The sequence below is a fragment of the Janthinobacterium sp. P210006 genome (genome assembly GCF_036231885.1).
In the GTDB taxonomy this organism is placed as follows: domain Bacteria; phylum Pseudomonadota; class Gammaproteobacteria; order Burkholderiales; family Burkholderiaceae_D; genus Janthinobacterium; species Janthinobacterium violaceinigrum.
In genome coordinates this window covers 334,474-350,268 of record NZ_JAZARD010000005.1, presented here as the reverse complement: position 1 = coordinate 350,268, position 15,795 = coordinate 334,474, and the positions used below count along the sequence as shown (strand labels likewise).

Annotated in this window: 15 protein-coding genes; 11 read left to right on the top strand and 4 right to left on the bottom strand. The window is 65.9% G+C overall.

Translation table 11 applies throughout. The annotated features are described in order from the left end of the window. Positions 1 to 3 precede the first annotated feature (3 nt). The 4 genes from VPH41_RS24810 to VPH41_RS24795 form a co-directional block, all read right to left on the bottom strand. A complete protein-coding gene (locus tag VPH41_RS24810) occupies positions 4 to 747 on the bottom strand; it encodes a general secretion pathway protein GspB (protein WP_328571843.1) in 744 nt (247 codons plus the stop codon). Between the two features lies 1 nt (position 748). After that, positions 749 to 2,386 carry an AAA family ATPase gene (locus VPH41_RS24805; protein WP_328571842.1) on the bottom strand — a complete coding sequence of 546 codons (1,638 nt, stop codon included), beginning with the start codon at positions 2,384 to 2,386 and terminating at the stop codon, positions 749 to 751. 51 nt (positions 2,387 to 2,437) lie between these two features. After that, positions 2,438 to 2,962 carry a hypothetical protein gene (locus VPH41_RS24800; RefSeq protein WP_152285312.1) on the bottom strand — a complete coding sequence of 175 codons (525 nt, stop codon included), beginning with the start codon at positions 2,960 to 2,962 and terminating at the stop codon, positions 2,438 to 2,440. Between the two features lie 230 nt (positions 2,963 to 3,192). Continuing rightward, positions 3,193 to 3,480, bottom strand: coding sequence for a hypothetical protein (locus VPH41_RS24795; protein ID WP_102296300.1), 288 nt, complete (start codon positions 3,478 to 3,480; stop codon positions 3,193 to 3,195). A gap of 348 nt (positions 3,481 to 3,828) precedes the next feature. Here VPH41_RS24795 and VPH41_RS24790 point away from each other — a divergent pair, with 348 nt between their 5' ends. From VPH41_RS24790 to VPH41_RS24740, 11 genes are all read left to right on the top strand, one after another. Next, positions 3,829 to 4,701 (top strand): BadF/BadG/BcrA/BcrD ATPase family protein, encoded by an 873-nt coding sequence (locus VPH41_RS24790; protein ID WP_328571841.1) that lies wholly within the window; start codon positions 3,829 to 3,831, stop codon positions 4,699 to 4,701. A 2-nt stretch (positions 4,702 to 4,703) separates the two neighbouring features. Continuing rightward, a complete protein-coding gene (locus VPH41_RS24785; RefSeq protein ID WP_152285309.1) occupies positions 4,704 to 5,438 on the top strand; it encodes a GntR family transcriptional regulator in 735 nt (244 codons plus the stop codon). Next, entirely contained in the window at positions 5,435 to 6,547 is a 1,113-nt protein-coding gene (nagA, locus tag VPH41_RS24780; protein WP_287777619.1) for an N-acetylglucosamine-6-phosphate deacetylase, read from the top strand. Before VPH41_RS24785 ends, nagA begins: the two co-directional genes overlap by 4 nt. After that, a complete protein-coding gene (locus tag VPH41_RS24775; protein WP_328571925.1) occupies positions 6,537 to 7,550 on the top strand; it encodes an SIS domain-containing protein in 1,014 nt (337 codons plus the stop codon). Before nagA ends, VPH41_RS24775 begins: the two co-directional genes overlap by 11 nt. 132 nt (positions 7,551 to 7,682) lie before the next feature. After that, on the top strand, positions 7,683 to 8,942 hold the full coding sequence (locus tag VPH41_RS24770) for an ABC transporter substrate-binding protein (RefSeq protein WP_328571840.1): 1,260 nt from the start codon (positions 7,683 to 7,685) through the stop codon (positions 8,940 to 8,942). A gap of 7 nt (positions 8,943 to 8,949) precedes the next feature. Then, entirely contained in the window at positions 8,950 to 9,819 is an 870-nt protein-coding gene (locus tag VPH41_RS24765; protein WP_328571839.1) for a carbohydrate ABC transporter permease, read from the top strand. Between the two features lie 13 nt (positions 9,820 to 9,832). Then, positions 9,833 to 10,681 carry a carbohydrate ABC transporter permease gene (locus VPH41_RS24760; RefSeq protein ID WP_226941621.1) on the top strand — a complete coding sequence of 283 codons (849 nt, stop codon included), beginning with the start codon at positions 9,833 to 9,835 and terminating at the stop codon, positions 10,679 to 10,681. Further along, positions 10,678 to 11,706 carry a glycoside hydrolase family 3 N-terminal domain-containing protein gene (locus VPH41_RS24755; protein WP_328571838.1) on the top strand — a complete coding sequence of 343 codons (1,029 nt, stop codon included), beginning with the start codon at positions 10,678 to 10,680 and terminating at the stop codon, positions 11,704 to 11,706. Before VPH41_RS24760 ends, VPH41_RS24755 begins: the two co-directional genes overlap by 4 nt. Before the next feature lie 58 nt (positions 11,707 to 11,764). Continuing rightward, positions 11,765 to 13,111, top strand: coding sequence for an MFS transporter (locus tag VPH41_RS24750; RefSeq protein WP_287777612.1), 1,347 nt, complete (start codon positions 11,765 to 11,767; stop codon positions 13,109 to 13,111). A gap of 14 nt (positions 13,112 to 13,125) precedes the next feature. Beyond that, positions 13,126 to 14,271: an ABC transporter ATP-binding protein gene (locus VPH41_RS24745; RefSeq protein ID WP_328571837.1), complete on the top strand. Its 1,146-nt coding sequence runs from the start codon at positions 13,126 to 13,128 to the stop codon at positions 14,269 to 14,271. Positions 14,272 to 14,432: 161 nt separating this feature from the next. After that, on the top strand, positions 14,433 to 15,740 hold the full coding sequence (locus VPH41_RS24740) for a tetratricopeptide repeat protein (RefSeq protein WP_152283605.1): 1,308 nt from the start codon (positions 14,433 to 14,435) through the stop codon (positions 15,738 to 15,740). The last annotated feature ends 55 nt before the right edge of the window (positions 15,741 to 15,795 follow it).

The following is a 15,795-nucleotide window of genomic DNA, read 5'->3' as shown; positions in this document are numbered from 1 at the left end:
AACTCAATACGGCACGCGGTAGCGGTAGCCCTTGAAACTGAAGATGGCTGCCTTCGGCTGCAGCTTTTCCAGCACCAGGCCGGGCGCCAGTTCCTCGCCCTCGTGGCGCAGGACTTTGTCGATCAACAACAGGCGGTCGGCCGGATTCTTCGAATAGATATAGCCGCCGATGGTGACGGGCGGGATCTGCCGCTGTATCGGCTCGGGCAAGTCGCGCATGCCGGGCACGTTGTCCTCGGCGCCAGGCGCAGGCGCAGGCGCAGGCACGGCGGGCACGGGAGCGGGAGCAGGAACGGAAACGGGCGGCGCGGCCTGTCCCGGCGTCTCCTGCTGCGGTTCCGGCACGGGCCTGGCGTGGTGCACGGGCGCAGCGGTGGCTGCCAGTGGCGCGGATGGGGCCGGCGTGACGACGGGCGCCGGAGCCGGAGCCGGCACTGTCGCCGCAGCTGGCTGAGCGGCTGGCACGGCTATGGGTGCGGGCGCTGGCGCGGGCGCGGCCTGGGCCAGCACGGCTGCAGCGGGCGCGGCCGCAGGCGCCGCCGCACCCGCCTGCCAGGGTTGCCACAGCAGCAGTGCGGCAGCCACGGCCACGCTCACGCCGCCCAGCGCCAGCCAGACGGGCGTGCGCCGCGCAGAAGCGGACGCTGCAGTATCGTGCAGCTGCACCTGCGGTGCGTGAATCGATGGCAACTCGCCCAATTGGCGCTCGGCCTGCGATTTTTTCAGTGCTTCAAGTATGTAGGACATCTTATTTCCCCGCCACCATCGCCGTCGCAGCGGGCGCTGCCACGGCAGGAGCTACGCTGCTCAGGCGCGGCTCCGAATTGTCACCCAGTTGCATCAGGCGTATGAACGTTTTCGGGCCCGCCAGGCCATCGGCCCGCAGGTTCTGGCTCTGCTGGAACACGCGCAGCAGGCGCTGCATCTCAGCATCGAGCGGCAGATTGGCGGCCGGTGCCGGCAAGCCCTGCTGTTGCGCCAGGCGCTGCGCCAGCCAGTCCACGTCGGCGCCGCGGGCGCCCGCTGGCACCTCGTCGCGCCAGTTGCGCGGGGCGCGCCAGAAAGTGGTGAAACTGCCATCGCTGCGCTGCGCCAGCTGGGCCAGCGGCACGCTTTGCGGCTTGCCATCGAGCAGCACGGTGGCCGTCTCGTCCTGCAGCCGCGTCAGCAGCGCCAGCTGTTCCATCCCCTCCCCGTCGCGCAAGGTCAGCATGGCGGGACGGTCCAGCACGCGCAACTCGGCGATGCCGCCCCGGCTGTGCAGGCAGCGCAAGCCGGCGCGCGCGCCCGCCTGGCAAGCGTCGCCGGCCGGCAACTGCTCGCCCCACAGGGCGGCCAGCTGGCGCAGCACGGCGTTGCGGTCCGGCACGCTGGCGGATGCGGGCGCGGCAGCGGCGGCAGGCGCCGCAGCGGAGGCGGCCGGCACGGAAGCGGCCAGGGCAGGCACAGGGGGCACGGCGGACGGACGCGGCATGAAATGCCAGGCCAGCGCGGCAGTGACCACGGCGCCGGCCAGCACGCCGCCCGCCACATGCGGCCAGCGCAAGCCGGCAACGCGTGGCGCGCCGGCGCCCGCCTCGGCAAACACTTCCTCGGCGGCACGGCGCAGTATCTGGCGCGTCACCTGCGGCTGGTTTTCCACGTAGGCGCCCAGCAGCGCGCGGTCGCACAGCAGGTTGATGCGGCGCGGCACGCCATGGCTCAAGCCATGGATCTGCGCCATCAGGCGCGGCCCGAACGGCGTCTGCGCCGTGCCGCCCGCCACGGCCAGGCGGTGGCGGACATAGCTGGCCGTTTCCTCGGCCGTCAGCGAACCGAGGTGATAGCGGGCAATCACGCGCTGCGCCAGCTGCTCGAGTTCCGGCCGCGCCAGCATGGCGCGCAATTCCGGCTGGCCGATGAGGATGATCTGCAGCAGCTTGCGCTCGCTCGTCTCCAGGTTGGTCAGCAAACGCAGCTGCTCCAGCACGGCGGCGGACAGGTTTTGCGCTTCGTCAATGATCAGCACATTATTCTTGCCCTGCGCATGGCTGGCCAGCAGGTGCGCATTGATGGCGTCGACATAGCCTTTCACGCTGGCCACGCCGGGCGCCAGGGCGATATGGAATTCTTCGCAGATCGAATGCAGCAATTCCTCGACGGACAGTTTCGGATTGAAGATATAGGCGAGCTGGCAGTTTTCCGGAATCTGTTCCATGAAGCAACGGCACACGGTGGTCTTGCCGGCGCCGATTTCTCCCGTCAGCAGCACGAAGCCGCCGCCGCTGCCCACGCCATACAGCAAATGCGCCAGCGCTTCGCGGTGGCGCTCGCTCATGAACAGGTAGCGGGGATCGGGGGCGATCGAGAACGGCGATTGCTTGAGCTGGAAATAATGCGTGTACATGGAGACCCTGCGGATGAAACGATCAAAATGCGCGGCGGCAAGCCGAACCCCTCATCGGGTGCGGGCGGGCGGCAACGGCTTGTATTTGGCGCAATAGACTTTCGCCTTGCTACGGAAGTAGACGATTTTACTGCCAGGCACGGAACCGCGGACGGGAAAGGCAGAATTGTCGAGTTTATTGAAACGCAGGCCGGAAGCGCCGCGAATGGCCGGCTCCAGCTTTTCCGGCGTCGAGTCCGCCACCACGCCCATGAAGACGAGGGGACTGGTGTCGTCGCTGACGATCACGTCGGTAATGGGCGCGCCCCACAGGGTAGCGTCCGTGCGGAACCAGTAGGCGCCCCCTTCATGCTTGTAGGCAGGACCGAAGGCCGTCAGCAGATAGGCATAGAAAGCCTTGTTGTCGATCTGGTCGATGCACAGCACGGCATTGCCCACCACTTGCCCGAAGGTGGATGGCGGCGCCTTTTGCTGCGCCAGCACGCCGGACACAGGCGTGCCCAAGGCCAGTACGGCGAACGCCGCCAGCAGGGCCGGCGAACGCCACGGGCGCGTCAATGAACGGCGCACGCGCATGGTCAGCGCTTGCGCTCTTCTTTCTTGACCTTCTTGGCTTCCTTCTTTTCCTTCATGGTCTTGGCCGGTTCCTTCTTGGCTTCCTTCTTGCTGTCCTGTGCCTTGCTCATTATCAACTCCATGCCTGGGCGGAAATGCCTGGGCCATTATGACACTCCCCCATGAAAATGCCACCCGAAAAGCAAAACGGCCGCACAAGGCGGCCGTTCCAGTCACGCGTCAGCGCACTCTCAGTGCAGGCACAGGCGGCGGCGCGTCTTTTCGATCAGCGCCGCATCGTAGGGATACAGGTTCTCGATAAAGAACAATTCCGTTTCCGCCTCGTCTTCCAGGCACATTTCGATCATGACCGGGCCATCGCTTTCGCGGCCCAGGAAATCCTTCGGCCAGCGGTTCTTGCGGTGCGTGCGCATCAGTTCCATGCCCAGCGCCGCCAGCGGCGCCGACACGCCGGCGGCCAGCGCCTCTTGCTGCCAGTCGTCCCAATATGCGCTCTTTGCTGCCTTGTCGTTCATCATGCTCTTCCAACTCAGGTGTAAAAGGCGGACTTTACTCTTCATGGCGCCCCTTGCCAAGCATGCGCGGAAGCAACACTACAGCGCACGGCACAGACCAGTCAGGAAAAATTGGCATTAAACAAGGCCAATTTCAATACCATTCTCAACAGGAAAAATATCCTTTATTAACAATCACTTGCAACCACACCCTCGGGCGTGGCGCGGTATGCCGCCGGGCATTTATTAATACCACTTAAATACCTGTTGACAAGCCATCGAGGCGACAATATAGTGCCTTCAGCTTTTTCGCCGCCCGAGAAATAAAAGAACCGAGACAGGCGCAATCAACCAAACGCGGGGCTGCATAACATGATCGAATACATAATCGGCGTCGACGGCGGGGGCAGCGGCACCCGCGTACGCCTGGCGCGCCTCGATGGCCACGAACTGGCGCAAGGACAAAGCGGCCCTTCCGGCCTGGGCCTGGGCATCGAGCGGGCCTGGACGTCCGTGGCGCATGCCGTCACCCTGGCCTTCCGCGCCGCCGGCCTGGAACAGCCGCCCCTGCAGCGCATGGCCATCGGCCTGGGCCTGGCCGGCGTGCACAATAAACAGTGGGCCGCCAGCTTCATCGAACACAATCCCGGCTATGCCGCCGTCGCGCTCGAATCGGATGCCCTGACCACCCTGCTGGGCGCGCACGCGGGCCAGCCTGGCGCCATCGTGGCCATCGGCACGGGCAGCGTGGGCGAAGTGCTGCATGCGGACGGCAGCCGTCACGAAGTGGGCGGCTGGGGCTTCCCCTCCGGCGACGAAGCGGGCGGCGCCTGGATCGGCATGCGCGCCATCAACCACGTGCAGCAGGTGGTCGACGGACGCGTGCCCGGCAGCGCCTTCGCCACGGCCGTCATCGACGCCTGCGGCGGCCAGCGCGACGCCATGCAGGTGTGGCTGGCCGCCGCCAGCCAGACCACCTTCGCGCAACTGGCACGGCTGGTGCTCGAACACGCGGCCACCAATGCAGTGGCGCGCACCATCCTGGTCGATGCGGGCCAGCAGATCGCCCTGATCGCCAGGGCCCTCGACCCGGCCGGCACCTTGCCCGTGGCCCTGTGCGGCGGCCTGGCGGCCCCCTTGTCGGCCTACCTGCCGGCGGAACTGTTGCAACTGGTCGTGCCGGCACAGGGCGACTCGGCGGCAGGCGGCCTGCGCCTGATACGCAAGCACTTGCAGGAGCAATGACCATGCTGGCCAAACTGTCCTCCTTCAAACCCAATCCCGCCAGCGACACGCCGCTCTACATGCAGCTGGCGAACATGCTGTCGGACGGCATCGCCAGCGGCGACTGGCGCGCCAACCAGGCCTTGCCCTCGGAGCGCGTGCTGTCGGAAATCCTGGAAATCTCGCGCGTCACGGCGCGCAAGGCCATCGACATGCTGTGCGACCGGGGCATGCTGACGCGCAAGCGCGGCTCGGGCACCTACATCACGCCCAAGCTGGAACAGCCGCTGTCGCGCCTGACGAGCTTTTCGGAAGAATTGCGCCAGCGGGGATTCACGGCCGGCTCGCGCTGGCTGCAGCGCGATATCGGCGCGGCCGCGCCGCTGGAACTGCTGTCGCTGGGCCTGTCGCCGCACATGCCGGTGGCGCGCCTGCGCCGCCTGCGCACGGCCGACGAAGTGGTGATGGCGATCGAGACCACCACCATCCCCGCGCTGTACATGCCGGACCCGCAGCAGGTCACCGATTCGCTGTACGGCTACCTGGAGTCGCGCGGCACCATCCCGATGCGCGCACTGCAGCATATCCGCGCCGTCAACGCCACGGCGGAACAGGCCAAGCTGGCCAATATCAAGACGGGTGAAGCCATGCTGCACATCACCCGTGTCAGTTATCTCGACAACGGCGCGGCGGTGGAACTGACCCACTCGTATTGCCGCAGTGATTATTATGAATTCGTAGCGGAGTCGCGCAGATGAGCAGCACTATCAAAGGCAATATCCTTACCCCAGGCGGCTGGATCCACGGCGCCATCGCCTTCGGCGAGCGGGTCGACAGCATCACGGGCGATTCCCTCCACCCGTCGAACAACGGCGACGATTACATCCTGCCCGGCTTTATCGACCTGCACGTGCATGGCGGCGCCGGCAAGGACATCATGGAAGGCGGCGAAGCCGTGTACACGATCGCCGGCATCCATGCGCGCCACGGCACCACCAGCCTGCTGGCCACCACCATGACGGCGCCGCCGGAAGACATCGACATGGCCCTGACGGCCATCGGCATCGCGGCCAACAACCGCCGCCCGAACACGGCACGCGTGCTGGGCGCCCACCTGGAAGGCCCGTACATCAATTCCGGCAAGCTGGGGGCGCAGCCCAACTACGCGCGCGCCGCCACCCTGGCCGAAATCGAACGCCTGCAAACGCTGGCCAGGCTGCGCGTCATCACCGTGGCGCCGGAAATCGCCGGCCACCTGGAGCTGGTGCGCTCGCTGGCCGACGCCGGCGTGCGCGTGCAGATCGGCCACACGCTCGGTTCGTATGAAGACGGCGTGGCCGCGCTGGAGCATGGCGCCGTGGGCTTCACGCACCTGTTCAACGCCATGAGCGGCCTGCACCACCGCGAGCCCGGCATGGTCGGCGCCGCCCTGGCGCACGCCGAATACGCCGAACTGATACCGGACCTGCTGCACGTGCATCCGGGCGCCATCAAGGTGGCCCTGCGCGCCATCCCGCGCCTGTACTGCGTCACCGATTCCACCGCCGCCACCGGCATGCCGGACGGCGAATACATGCTGGGCCGCCACGCCGTGCAGAAATGCATGGGCGGCGTGCGCCTGCCCGACGGCACCCTGGCGGGCAGCACCCTGACCCTGGACCAGGCGCTGCGCAACCTGGTGGGACTGGGACTGGACCTGGCCGACGCGTCCAAGCGCGTGTCGACCAACGCCGCCGATTATCTGGGCCTGGAAGAACGTGGCCGGCTGGCCCCCGGCACTTACGCCGATCTGGTGGTACTCGATCGCGATCTCAAACTCAAAGCTGTGTATATAGAAGGAGAAATCTGTGACCTCAATGATGCTTAAAGAAGCCGTTTCCGCCGCCGAATGCGTCGCCCTGCAACTGGCCAGCGACACGGAACGCTACGCGGAACTGGGCCGCAAATTGAGGAGCACCTCGTTCTCGACCGCGCTGACCATCGCGCGCGGCAGCTCCGACCACGCCTGCAACTACGTCGCCTACCTGATCATGGCGCGCCTGGGCCGCGTCGTGGCGTCCCTGCCGATGTCGCTGGTGACCCTGAACAAGTCGCCGCTGGTGACGCGCGACACCCTGGCCATCTCGATCTCGCAATCGGGCCAGAGCCCTGACGTGGTCGAACCGATCCGCTACTTCCGCGACGGCGGCGCCACCACCGTGGCCCTGGTCAACGACATCGACTCGCCGCTGGCGCACGCCGCCGAGTGGGCCATGCCCCTGCGCGCCGGCAAGGAACAAAGCGTCGCCGCCACCAAGAGCTTCATTACCAGCCTCGTTGCCGGCGCCCGCATGGTGGCCCAGTGGCAGAATGATCCCGAACTGCAGGCGGGCCTGGAAGCGCTGCCCGAAGCGCTGCTCGAAGCGACCCGCGTCGACTGGTCGCCCGCCATCGACGTGCTGGCGCCGGCCCGCAACATCATGGTCGTGGGCCGCGGCATCAGCTTCCCCGTGGCGCTGGAATCGGCCTTGAAATTCAAGGAAACCTCGGCCCTGCAGGCGGAAGCTTTCAGCGGCGCCGAAATCAAGCACGGCCCGATGGCCCTGATCGAAGACGGCTACCCGCTGCTGATCTTCGCCACGCGCGGCCCGACCCAGGCAGGCCTGCTGCAACTGGCAACAGAGATGCGCGGCCGCGGCGCCAAGGTCCTGCTGGCGGCCCCCGCCGACGTGACCGAACGCGACCTGACCCTGCCCGTGGCGGCCACGCCCGATCTCGATCCGATCGTCGCTATCCAGTCCTTCTACGTGATGGCGGCGAAACTGTCGGCCGCGCGCGGCATGGACCCGGATGCGCCGCGCCACCTGAGCAAGGTCACCAAGACCAATTAAGCAGTATCCGGCAGCTTCGCCCCCGGCACGGGGCGAAGCTGCCGTCCGCAGGACACGAATATAAGCGACGGCAAGGGCATGTACCCGCGCCGCAGACTCATGGACATTGGAGCCCCGCGCTCCAGGATAAAAATGACGATCAAGAGACTGTTGGCAGCATTTGCCTGTGCGGGCCTGCTCGCGCCGCAGGCATGGGCCGCCGAGAAAATCGAATTCTGGACCTTCAGCATGAAGCCCAAGTTCACGCCGTATTTCAATGCGGTGGTGGCGCGCTATGAGGCGCAGAATCCCGACGTCAAGATCGAATGGATCGACTTCCCGTGGGACGTCATCCAGACCAAGCTGGTCACGCGCATCGTGGCCGGCACGCCGCCCGCGCTGGTCAGCCTGAACGTGCCCTGGGCCGACGAATACGCGCGCGACGGCTTGCTCACGCCCGTCGATGGCCTGATCGCGCAGGCGCGCGCCAGCTACATTCCCAGCGCCCTGGAAGACCTGCGCTTCAAGGGCCACACCTATGGCTTCCCCATGTACAGCAATGTCGCGGTGATCGCCTTCAATACCGACATCTTCAGGCAGGCCGGGCTCACGCGCGGCCCCGCCAGCCTCGACGAACAGCTGGCGTTCGCGCGCCAGATCGCGCAACGCACGGGCAAGGCGGGCATCGCCCCCGCGCTGTCGAAGATCGACGGCCTGTTCATGCAGCAGGGCCTGTCCGTCATCGCCAACAACCGTGCCGTCTTCAATTCGCCGCAGCACGTGGCGCTCGTGCAAAAGCTGGCCGACACCTACAAGGCCGGCGGCCTGCTGAAGGAAAGCCTGTTCGCCGAAGATAACTTCCCCGCCGTGATCGACGCCTACAAGGGCGGCCGCCTGGGCATGCTGCTGGCGCCGCCCACGGCCATGCAGCGCATCCGCGGCGACGCGAAAGACATCTACGCCGTCACCGACGTGGCGCCCGCGCCGCTGGGCCCGACGGGCATCGCCGATGGCGGCTGGCTCGTGCACTTCGCCATTCCCAAGGGCGTGCCGGCACGCCTGCTGCCGTCGGTCGGCAAGTTCGCGCGCTTCCTGACGAACGACGCCAACCAGCTGGACTTCGCGCGCCAGGCCAGCGTCTTCCCCACCACCGTCAAGGCGGCGGCCGACCCGTTTTTCCTCGCCACGCCGCAGAACGCGGGCGCGGCCGAGAAGGCCGTCGCAGCCGGCGCCCTGTCGATGGGCCACTCGCGCACCCTGTACGTGGCCGGCATCGACGACTACGACGAGCTGCGCCGCTCGCTGGTAAAAGCCGTCGAGGCGGGCGTGACGGGCAAGCAGGACGTGAAGCAGGCGCTGGACCAGGCCGTCGCCATCTGGAACAAGAAGCTGGCCACGTTGCCGCGCCACTGAGGACACCATGAAACTCGCCCACCGCCACACCGTGCAAGCCTGGCTGTTCCTGGCCCCCGCCCTGCTGCTGCTGGCCACCTTTTCCTTCTGGCCCGTCGGCTATGGCTCCGTGCTGGCCTTTACCGATTACAGCCTGATACGCGAGACGCGCTTCGTCGGCCTCGATAACTTCCGCTACATCTTCAACAACGAGATGTTCGTCTCGGGCTTGAAAAATTCGCTGATGTTCCTGCTGATGGTGCCCTTCGTGCAGGTGGGCGCCATCACTTTGGCCGTGCTGGTGAACAACCGCCTGCCCGGCATCCGCCTGTTCCGCGCCGCCTTCTACGTGCCCGTGGTGACCACCGTTTCCGTGGTCGGCATCATGTGGGGCTTCATGTTCCACGAGCAGGGCGCGCTCAATTACGTGATGATGACGTTAAAACTGGTGAACGCGCCCGTGGGCTGGCTGACGAACGACAGCCTGGCCCTGTTTGCCGTCATGTTCGTCACCCTGTGGCGCGGCCTGGGCTGGTACATGGTGATGTACCTGGCGGCCCTGCAGGCCATCCCGTCGGACATGCAGGAAGCGGCCATGCTCGATGGCGCCAGCCGCTGGCAGCGTTTCTGGAAGATCACCGTGCCGATGCTGCGCCCCACCATCATGCTGTGCTCCATCCTGTCCGTGCTGGCGGCCCTGAAGGCGTACCAGGAAGTGGACGTGCTGACGCAGGGCGGCCCCATGAATTCCACATTCACGGCCCTGTACTACGCCTACGACCAGGGCCTCAAGCACCTGAAGCTGCCGCGCGCGCTGGCGGCCAGCTTCGTCGTCTCGCTGTTCTGCATCGGCATCGCGCTGCTCTGCCTGCGCTACCTCAAACCCAAGCACCGCTGACAGGGGAATGACCATGAAAACCCGTTCCCGCCCCCTGAAAACCCGCTTGCAGCTGCTTGGCCAATATGCGGGCCACTATGCCGTGCTGTGCGCGATCGCCGTCGTCTGCGTCTTCCCGTTCTGGTGGACCCTGGTGACGGCCATTTCCACGGAAGGCAATATCTTCGCCTTCCCGCCCACCTTCTGGCCGAAGGCGCCGTCCTTCGACAACTTCATCGAAGTGTTCCAGGCCATCCCCATCTGGTCGTTCTTCAAGAACTCCGTGCTGATCGCCGTGTTTACCGTGTTCTGGAAACTGCTGCTGTGCTCACTGGCCGCGTATCCGCTGGCGCGCCTGAAATTCCGCGGCCGCAAGCTGGTGTTCGGCCTGATCCTCGCCACCCTGGTGCTGCCGTCGGAAGTGAACTTCCTCGTCAACTTCATCACCATCACGCAAATGAGCCTGGTCGACACCTACACGGGCGTGATCCTGCCCAACGTGGTAACGGCCGTGGCCATCCTGCTGCTCAAGCAGGCGTTCGAGGAAGTGCCGCAAGACCTGATCGATGCGGCCAGGGTCGATGGCGCCTCCGAGTGGGTGATCTTCAGCCGCATTATGCTGCCGCTGATCACGCCGTGGCTGGCCACCGTCGGCATCCTGACGGCCGTCGAATCGTGGAATGAATACATCTGGCCGTCCATCGTCATGAGCAAACCCGATGAATTCCCCCTGTCCGTGGGCGTGCTGTATTTGCGCGGCACCTTCGGCAGCAGCACGCGCGTGGTCGCCGCCGGCACCCTGATCACCATCGTGCCGACCCTGCTGGCGTTCCTGTTCACCCAGCGCTTCTTCATGCGCGGCATGGACGGCGCCGTCAAATGAGCGCCGCCATCGCCACCGACCTGCGCCTGCTGGCTGGACAGCTGCTGATGACGGGCATGCCCGGCACCGAGCTCGATGCGGCCACGGCGCAATGGCTGCAGCAAAACGGCATCCGCGCCGTCTGCCTGCGCGCGGCCAATGTGCGCGATGCATCGCAGCTGATGCGCCTGAACACGGACTTGCGGCGCGCCCTGGGTCCGCAGGCGCTGATCGCCCTCGACCTGGCAGGCATGCCGTCCGCCTACCCCGCCTGGCTGCCGCAGCCGCCCGGCGCCATGCAGCTGTGCGCCGTCGGCGACGCGGAACTGGCCAACGGCACGGGCGCGGCGACGGCGCGCGGCTTGCGCGCACTGGGCATCAACTGGCTGCTGGCGCCCCTGCTCAATCTCGACGCCGCTGCCGGACAGGCCCCTGATGCCGCGCACGCGTTTGGGGGCGACCCGCTGCTGGCGGCCGCCATGGCGCAGGCGTGGACGGCGGGCTGCCAGGCCGAGGGCGTGGCCTGCTGCGCCAGGCTGTACCTGCCGCAGCGCAGCGATGGCGGCCCCCTGCCCAGCGTCGACAAGACCCGCTCGCAGCTGGAGGAACACGATTTCGTGCCGTTTCGCCAGGCCGTCGCGCAGACGGCTTCGATGATGAGCGCGCACGTGGCCTACCCGGCCCTCGACCCGCGCCAGCCCGCCAGCCTGTCGCACGCGGTCATGCACGGCCTGCTGCGCCAGCAGTGGGGCTACGGCGGCGTGCTGCTCACCCCAGGCATCGGCGCGCAGGGCGAACATGTGGGCGCGCGCGCCCTGGCCGCCGGCGCCGACATGGCCATGCTGGCCGATGCCGCGCAGCTGCCGGCCGCGCTGGACGACGTCAGCGCCGCGCTGGCATCGGGCGCCCTGCCGCTGCAGGCGGCTGGCGCGCGGCTGCAGCGCCTGGCGGCCATGGCCGCGCGCTACCCGGCCGGCAGCGGCATCTATGCGCAGGAGGCGGCCGATCGCATCATCATGGCCGAGGCCAGGCGGCGCTGCCATTGAACGCCGCCTTTGTTCCCAACGTGACACCCGACTTTCAAGACGACCCGAGGAAGCATCCATGAACGACAAGCACATCAGCAGCAACAGTAGCAAGGGCGGCGTCCGCAGCCCGATTTCGTGGGTGCCCACCTTGTACTTCGCCCAGGGCCTGCCGTTTTACGCCGTGGCCCTGGTGGCCGGGCTGATGTTCAAGAGCATGGGCGTGCCGAACGACCAGATCGCCCGCTGGACGGGCCTGATCGGCTTTGCCTGGGTCTTCAAGTCGCTGTGGAGTCCCTTCCTGGAACTGGCGTCGAGCAAGAAGACCATGGTGGTGCTGTTCCAGTTCCTCGGTGGCCTGAGCCTGGGCCTGATCGCGCTGGCCCTGCAAACGCCGCTGTGGTTTGCCGCCTGCATCGCCGTGCTGTTCGTCGCCGCGCTGGCGTCGTCGACGCACGACATCGTCTGCGACGGCCTGTACATCGCCAGCCTGTCCGACAAGCAGCAGGCTGCCTACGCGGGCTGGCAGGGCGCCTTCTTCAACGCGGGCAAGTTCATCTCGCTGGGCGGCCTGGTGATCCTGGCCGGCTACCTGGAAAAGAATATCGGCGTCAAGCCTGCCTGGTCCGTGATTTTCCTGATCATCGGCGCCATGATGCTGTCGCTGGCCGCGTATCACCTGTGGGCGCTGCCGCAGGTGCGCAACGCTGCCGTGGCCGACAAGAGCGTGGCCGGCATCAGCCGCACCCTGTGGGACGTGCTGGTGGACTTCCTGAAAAAGCCCGGCATCTGGGGCATGATCGCCTTCATCATCCTGTTCCGCGCCGGCGAGGCGCAAGTGCAGACCATCGGCCCGCTGTTCCTGCGCGAAGCGCGCGAACTGGGCGGCCTGGGCCTGTCGACGACGGAAGTGGGCGCCGTGTACGGCACGGCCGGCACCGTCGCTTTCCTGTTGGGCAGCATAGGCGGCGGCTATTTCACCTCCTGGCTGGGCCTCAAGCGCGCCATGCTGTTCCTGATCCTGGCCATGAACTTGCCGAACCTGGTGTTCTACTACCTGAGCCACAGCCTGCCCACCGACCTGACCCTGATCACGGCTGCGCTCAGCGTGGAAATGTTCGGCTACGGCTTCGGCTTCGTCGGCCTGATCCTGTTCATGATGCAGGTGGTCTCCGTCGGCAAGTACCAGACGGCCCACTATGCGTTCGCCACGGGCGTGATGCAGCTCGGTTTCGTGCTGTTCAAGATGATCAGCGGCGACATCCAGACGGCGCTCGGCTACAAGACCTTTTTCCTGTGGGTGCTGGTGTCGGCCGTGCCCGTACTGATCCTGTCGCGCTTCATGCGCATCGGGCCCAAGGACACCGCCGACCAACCCGACCTGACCAAGGCCGAGTCACCACAAGCGCCAGCCAGCGCCAGCTAGGATAGAACCACTTCATGGCACATATCGTTTTAAAGAATATCGTCAAGCTGTACGACGACAAGCATCCCGTCATCCACGGCATCGACCTCGACATCCGCGACGGCGAATTCGTCGTCTTCGTGGGCCCGTCCGGTTGCGGCAAATCCACCCTGCTGCGCATGATCGCGGGACTGGAAGACATCACGGATGGCGAGCTGCACATCGGCGGCCAGCTGGCCAACGACATCGCGCCGGCCGAGCGGGGCCTGGCCATGGTCTTCCAGAGCTACGCGCTGTACCCGCACATGACGGTGTACGAAAACATGGCCTTCGCCCTGAGCCTGGCCGGACATAAGAAAGCCGAGGTGCGCGCCGCCGTCGAGCGCGCGGCCGAGATCCTGCAGATCACGCCTCTGCTCAAGCGCAAGCCGAAGGACCTGTCGGGCGGCCAGCGCCAGCGCGTGGCCATCGGCCGCGCCATCGTGCGCAAACCCAAGGTGTTCCTGTTCGATGAGCCGCTGTCGAACCTCGACGCTTCTCTGCGCGTGCAGATGCGCGTGGAAATCTCGCGCCTGCACCAGGAATTGAAGACCACCATGATCTACGTCACGCACGACCAGGTCGAGGCCATGACCCTGGGCGAGCGCATCGTCGTGTTCAACGGCGGGCGCATCGAACAGGTGGGCAGTCCGCACGAACTGTATAACAATCCCGGCAACCTGTTCGTGGCCGGTTTCCTGGGCGCGCCGAAGATGAACTTCATCGCCTGCGAAGCCGTCGCCTGCGGCCCCGGCACGGTGACCGTGCGCCTGCCCGGCGGCGCCGTGATCGAGGTCGCGGCGCAGGGCGATGCCGTGGCGCCGGGCGGCCGGCTGACCCTGGGCGTGCGCGCCGAGCATGTGAGCCTGCAGGACGGGGGCGCGGCGGGCGACAACGCGGTCGATGTCACCGTCAGCCATGTCGAATACCTGGGCGACGTGGCCATCGTGTACGCCAGCATGCCAGCCGTGGCCGGGATGCCGGCCGAGATGCTGGCCGTCAAGCTGCCGGCCGAGGATGGCTTGCGCCAGGCGGGCGACGCCATGCGCCTGCATCTGCCGCCGCAGCGCTGCCTGCTGTTCGATGCTGCAGGGCAAGCCCTGGCGCGCACGTTTGCCGCACCCGCTCAGCCGTTTATGTGACAATAGCCGCTTAGTATCATGCCGCTTCTGTTTGACTTATGCAGGCAGACTGGCAGAATGTGTGTTTTTTCGAGCTTCCTTGCCCCTCTGGCAATGCCACTGCACGATGTTGCGGCTGCCAGTGCCGGTGCGTATTTTTGTTATTGATTGAAGGATTGACCATGTCCCAATTCCGTCTTGCCCGTCTCAGCCTGCTCCTGGCCGCCATCGGCCTGAACTTCCTGCCATCCCTGTCGCACGCGCAGGATGCCAAGCCAGCTGCCGCCGCAGCTGCCGCTCCGGCAGATTCGGTGCGCCCAGAAGTGTTCAAGCTGCTCGATCCGACTGCCGTGAAGGCATCGATGGATGCCAAAAACTACGCCGACGTGCAAAGCCGCATCGACCAGGCTGCCGCCATACCGGCCCTGACGCCGTATGAAACGTTCGTGCTGAACCGCCTGCGCGTGGCGCTGGCCTCCACCACCAACAATGCGCCCATGGCCATGACGGCGCTGGAAGCAGTGATCGAATCGGGCAAGCTGGACAAGAAATCGGAAGGCGATTTCATCCAGGCACTGGCCAACTACCACTACAACGCCAAGGATTACCCGAACGCCATCAAATGGTTCACGCGCTACCAGACGGCAACGGGCGACGCGACTACCATGCGTCCCTACATCATCCGTTCCTATTACTTCAGCAACGATTTCGCGCGCGCGAAACAGGAGCTGATGGCCGACCTGACGGCCAAGCAGCAAGCGGGCAAGACGCCGACCATCGAGGAATTGCAATTGCTGGCCAATACGGGCTCGAAGAGCAAGGATCCGGCGACCTACCTGGTAGCCATGGAAAACCTGGTGCGCTACTACCCGTCGGACGACTACTGGAGCGACCTGCTGGGCCGCCTGCAGGGCAAGGCCGGCTACTCGGACCGCTTCGCGCTGGACGTGCTGCGCCTGCAATTCAAGGCCGTCGACACCATGCCGCCACAGGACTACAGCGACATGGCTGAAATTGCCTTGCAAAACGCCTTCCCGACGGAAGCGAAAAAAGTCATCGACGCCGGCTTTGCCAAAGGCGTGCTGGGCACGGGCGCGAATGCCGCCAAGCACAAGAAACTGCGCGACCAGGCCGCCAAGGCCGCTGCCGACGATGCGAAAAACATCGCCAGCGGCGAAGCGTCGGCCATGAAGAGCAAGGATGGCACGGGCTTGATCAACCTGGGCTACGCCTTCGTGACGATGGACCAGTTCGACAAAGGTATCGACCTGATACAGAAAGGTATCGCCAAGGGCGGCCTGAAGCGCGTTGAAGATGCCAAGCTGCGCCTCGGCTATTCCTACGCCATGGCAGGCAAGAAAGATGAAGCCATCAAGGTCCTGGAAACGGTCAAGGGCGGCGACGGCGTGGGCGACCTGGCCCGCTACTGGATCCTGTGGCTGAACCGTCCTGCCACGGCAGCGGCAGCACCGGCAGCAGCGGCCCAGTAATTCCTGCTCCCGACAGCACGCACAAAGCGGTTCCCGGCTCAGGCCGGGGCTGCTT

What these genes read in the sequence shown, in the direction of transcription:
- VPH41_RS24810 (WP_328571843.1), bottom strand. Translation starts at nt 747, where the DNA reads ATGTCCTACATACTTGAAGCACTGAAAAAATCGCAGGCCGAGCGCCAA.
- VPH41_RS24805 (WP_328571842.1), bottom strand. Translation starts at nt 2,386, where the DNA reads ATGTACACGCATTATTTCCAGCTCAAGCAATCGCCGTTCTCGATCGCC.
- VPH41_RS24800 (WP_152285312.1), bottom strand. Translation starts at nt 2,962, where the DNA reads ATGCGCGTGCGCCGTTCATTGACGCGCCCGTGGCGTTCGCCGGCCCTG.
- VPH41_RS24795 (WP_102296300.1), bottom strand. Translation starts at nt 3,480, where the DNA reads ATGATGAACGACAAGGCAGCAAAGAGCGCATATTGGGACGACTGGCAG.
- VPH41_RS24790 (WP_328571841.1), top strand. Translation starts at nt 3,829, where the DNA reads ATGATCGAATACATAATCGGCGTCGACGGCGGGGGCAGCGGCACCCGC.
- VPH41_RS24785 (WP_152285309.1), top strand. Translation starts at nt 4,704, where the DNA reads ATGCTGGCCAAACTGTCCTCCTTCAAACCCAATCCCGCCAGCGACACG.
- nagA (WP_287777619.1), top strand. Translation starts at nt 5,435, where the DNA reads ATGAGCAGCACTATCAAAGGCAATATCCTTACCCCAGGCGGCTGGATC.
- VPH41_RS24775 (WP_328571925.1), top strand. Translation starts at nt 6,537, where the DNA reads ATGATGCTTAAAGAAGCCGTTTCCGCCGCCGAATGCGTCGCCCTGCAA.
- VPH41_RS24770 (WP_328571840.1), top strand. Translation starts at nt 7,683, where the DNA reads ATGACGATCAAGAGACTGTTGGCAGCATTTGCCTGTGCGGGCCTGCTC.
- VPH41_RS24765 (WP_328571839.1), top strand. Translation starts at nt 8,950, where the DNA reads ATGAAACTCGCCCACCGCCACACCGTGCAAGCCTGGCTGTTCCTGGCC.
- VPH41_RS24760 (WP_226941621.1), top strand. Translation starts at nt 9,833, where the DNA reads ATGAAAACCCGTTCCCGCCCCCTGAAAACCCGCTTGCAGCTGCTTGGC.
- VPH41_RS24755 (WP_328571838.1), top strand. Translation starts at nt 10,678, where the DNA reads ATGAGCGCCGCCATCGCCACCGACCTGCGCCTGCTGGCTGGACAGCTG.
- VPH41_RS24750 (WP_287777612.1), top strand. Translation starts at nt 11,765, where the DNA reads ATGAACGACAAGCACATCAGCAGCAACAGTAGCAAGGGCGGCGTCCGC.
- VPH41_RS24745 (WP_328571837.1), top strand. Translation starts at nt 13,126, where the DNA reads ATGGCACATATCGTTTTAAAGAATATCGTCAAGCTGTACGACGACAAG.
- VPH41_RS24740 (WP_152283605.1), top strand. Translation starts at nt 14,433, where the DNA reads ATGTCCCAATTCCGTCTTGCCCGTCTCAGCCTGCTCCTGGCCGCCATC.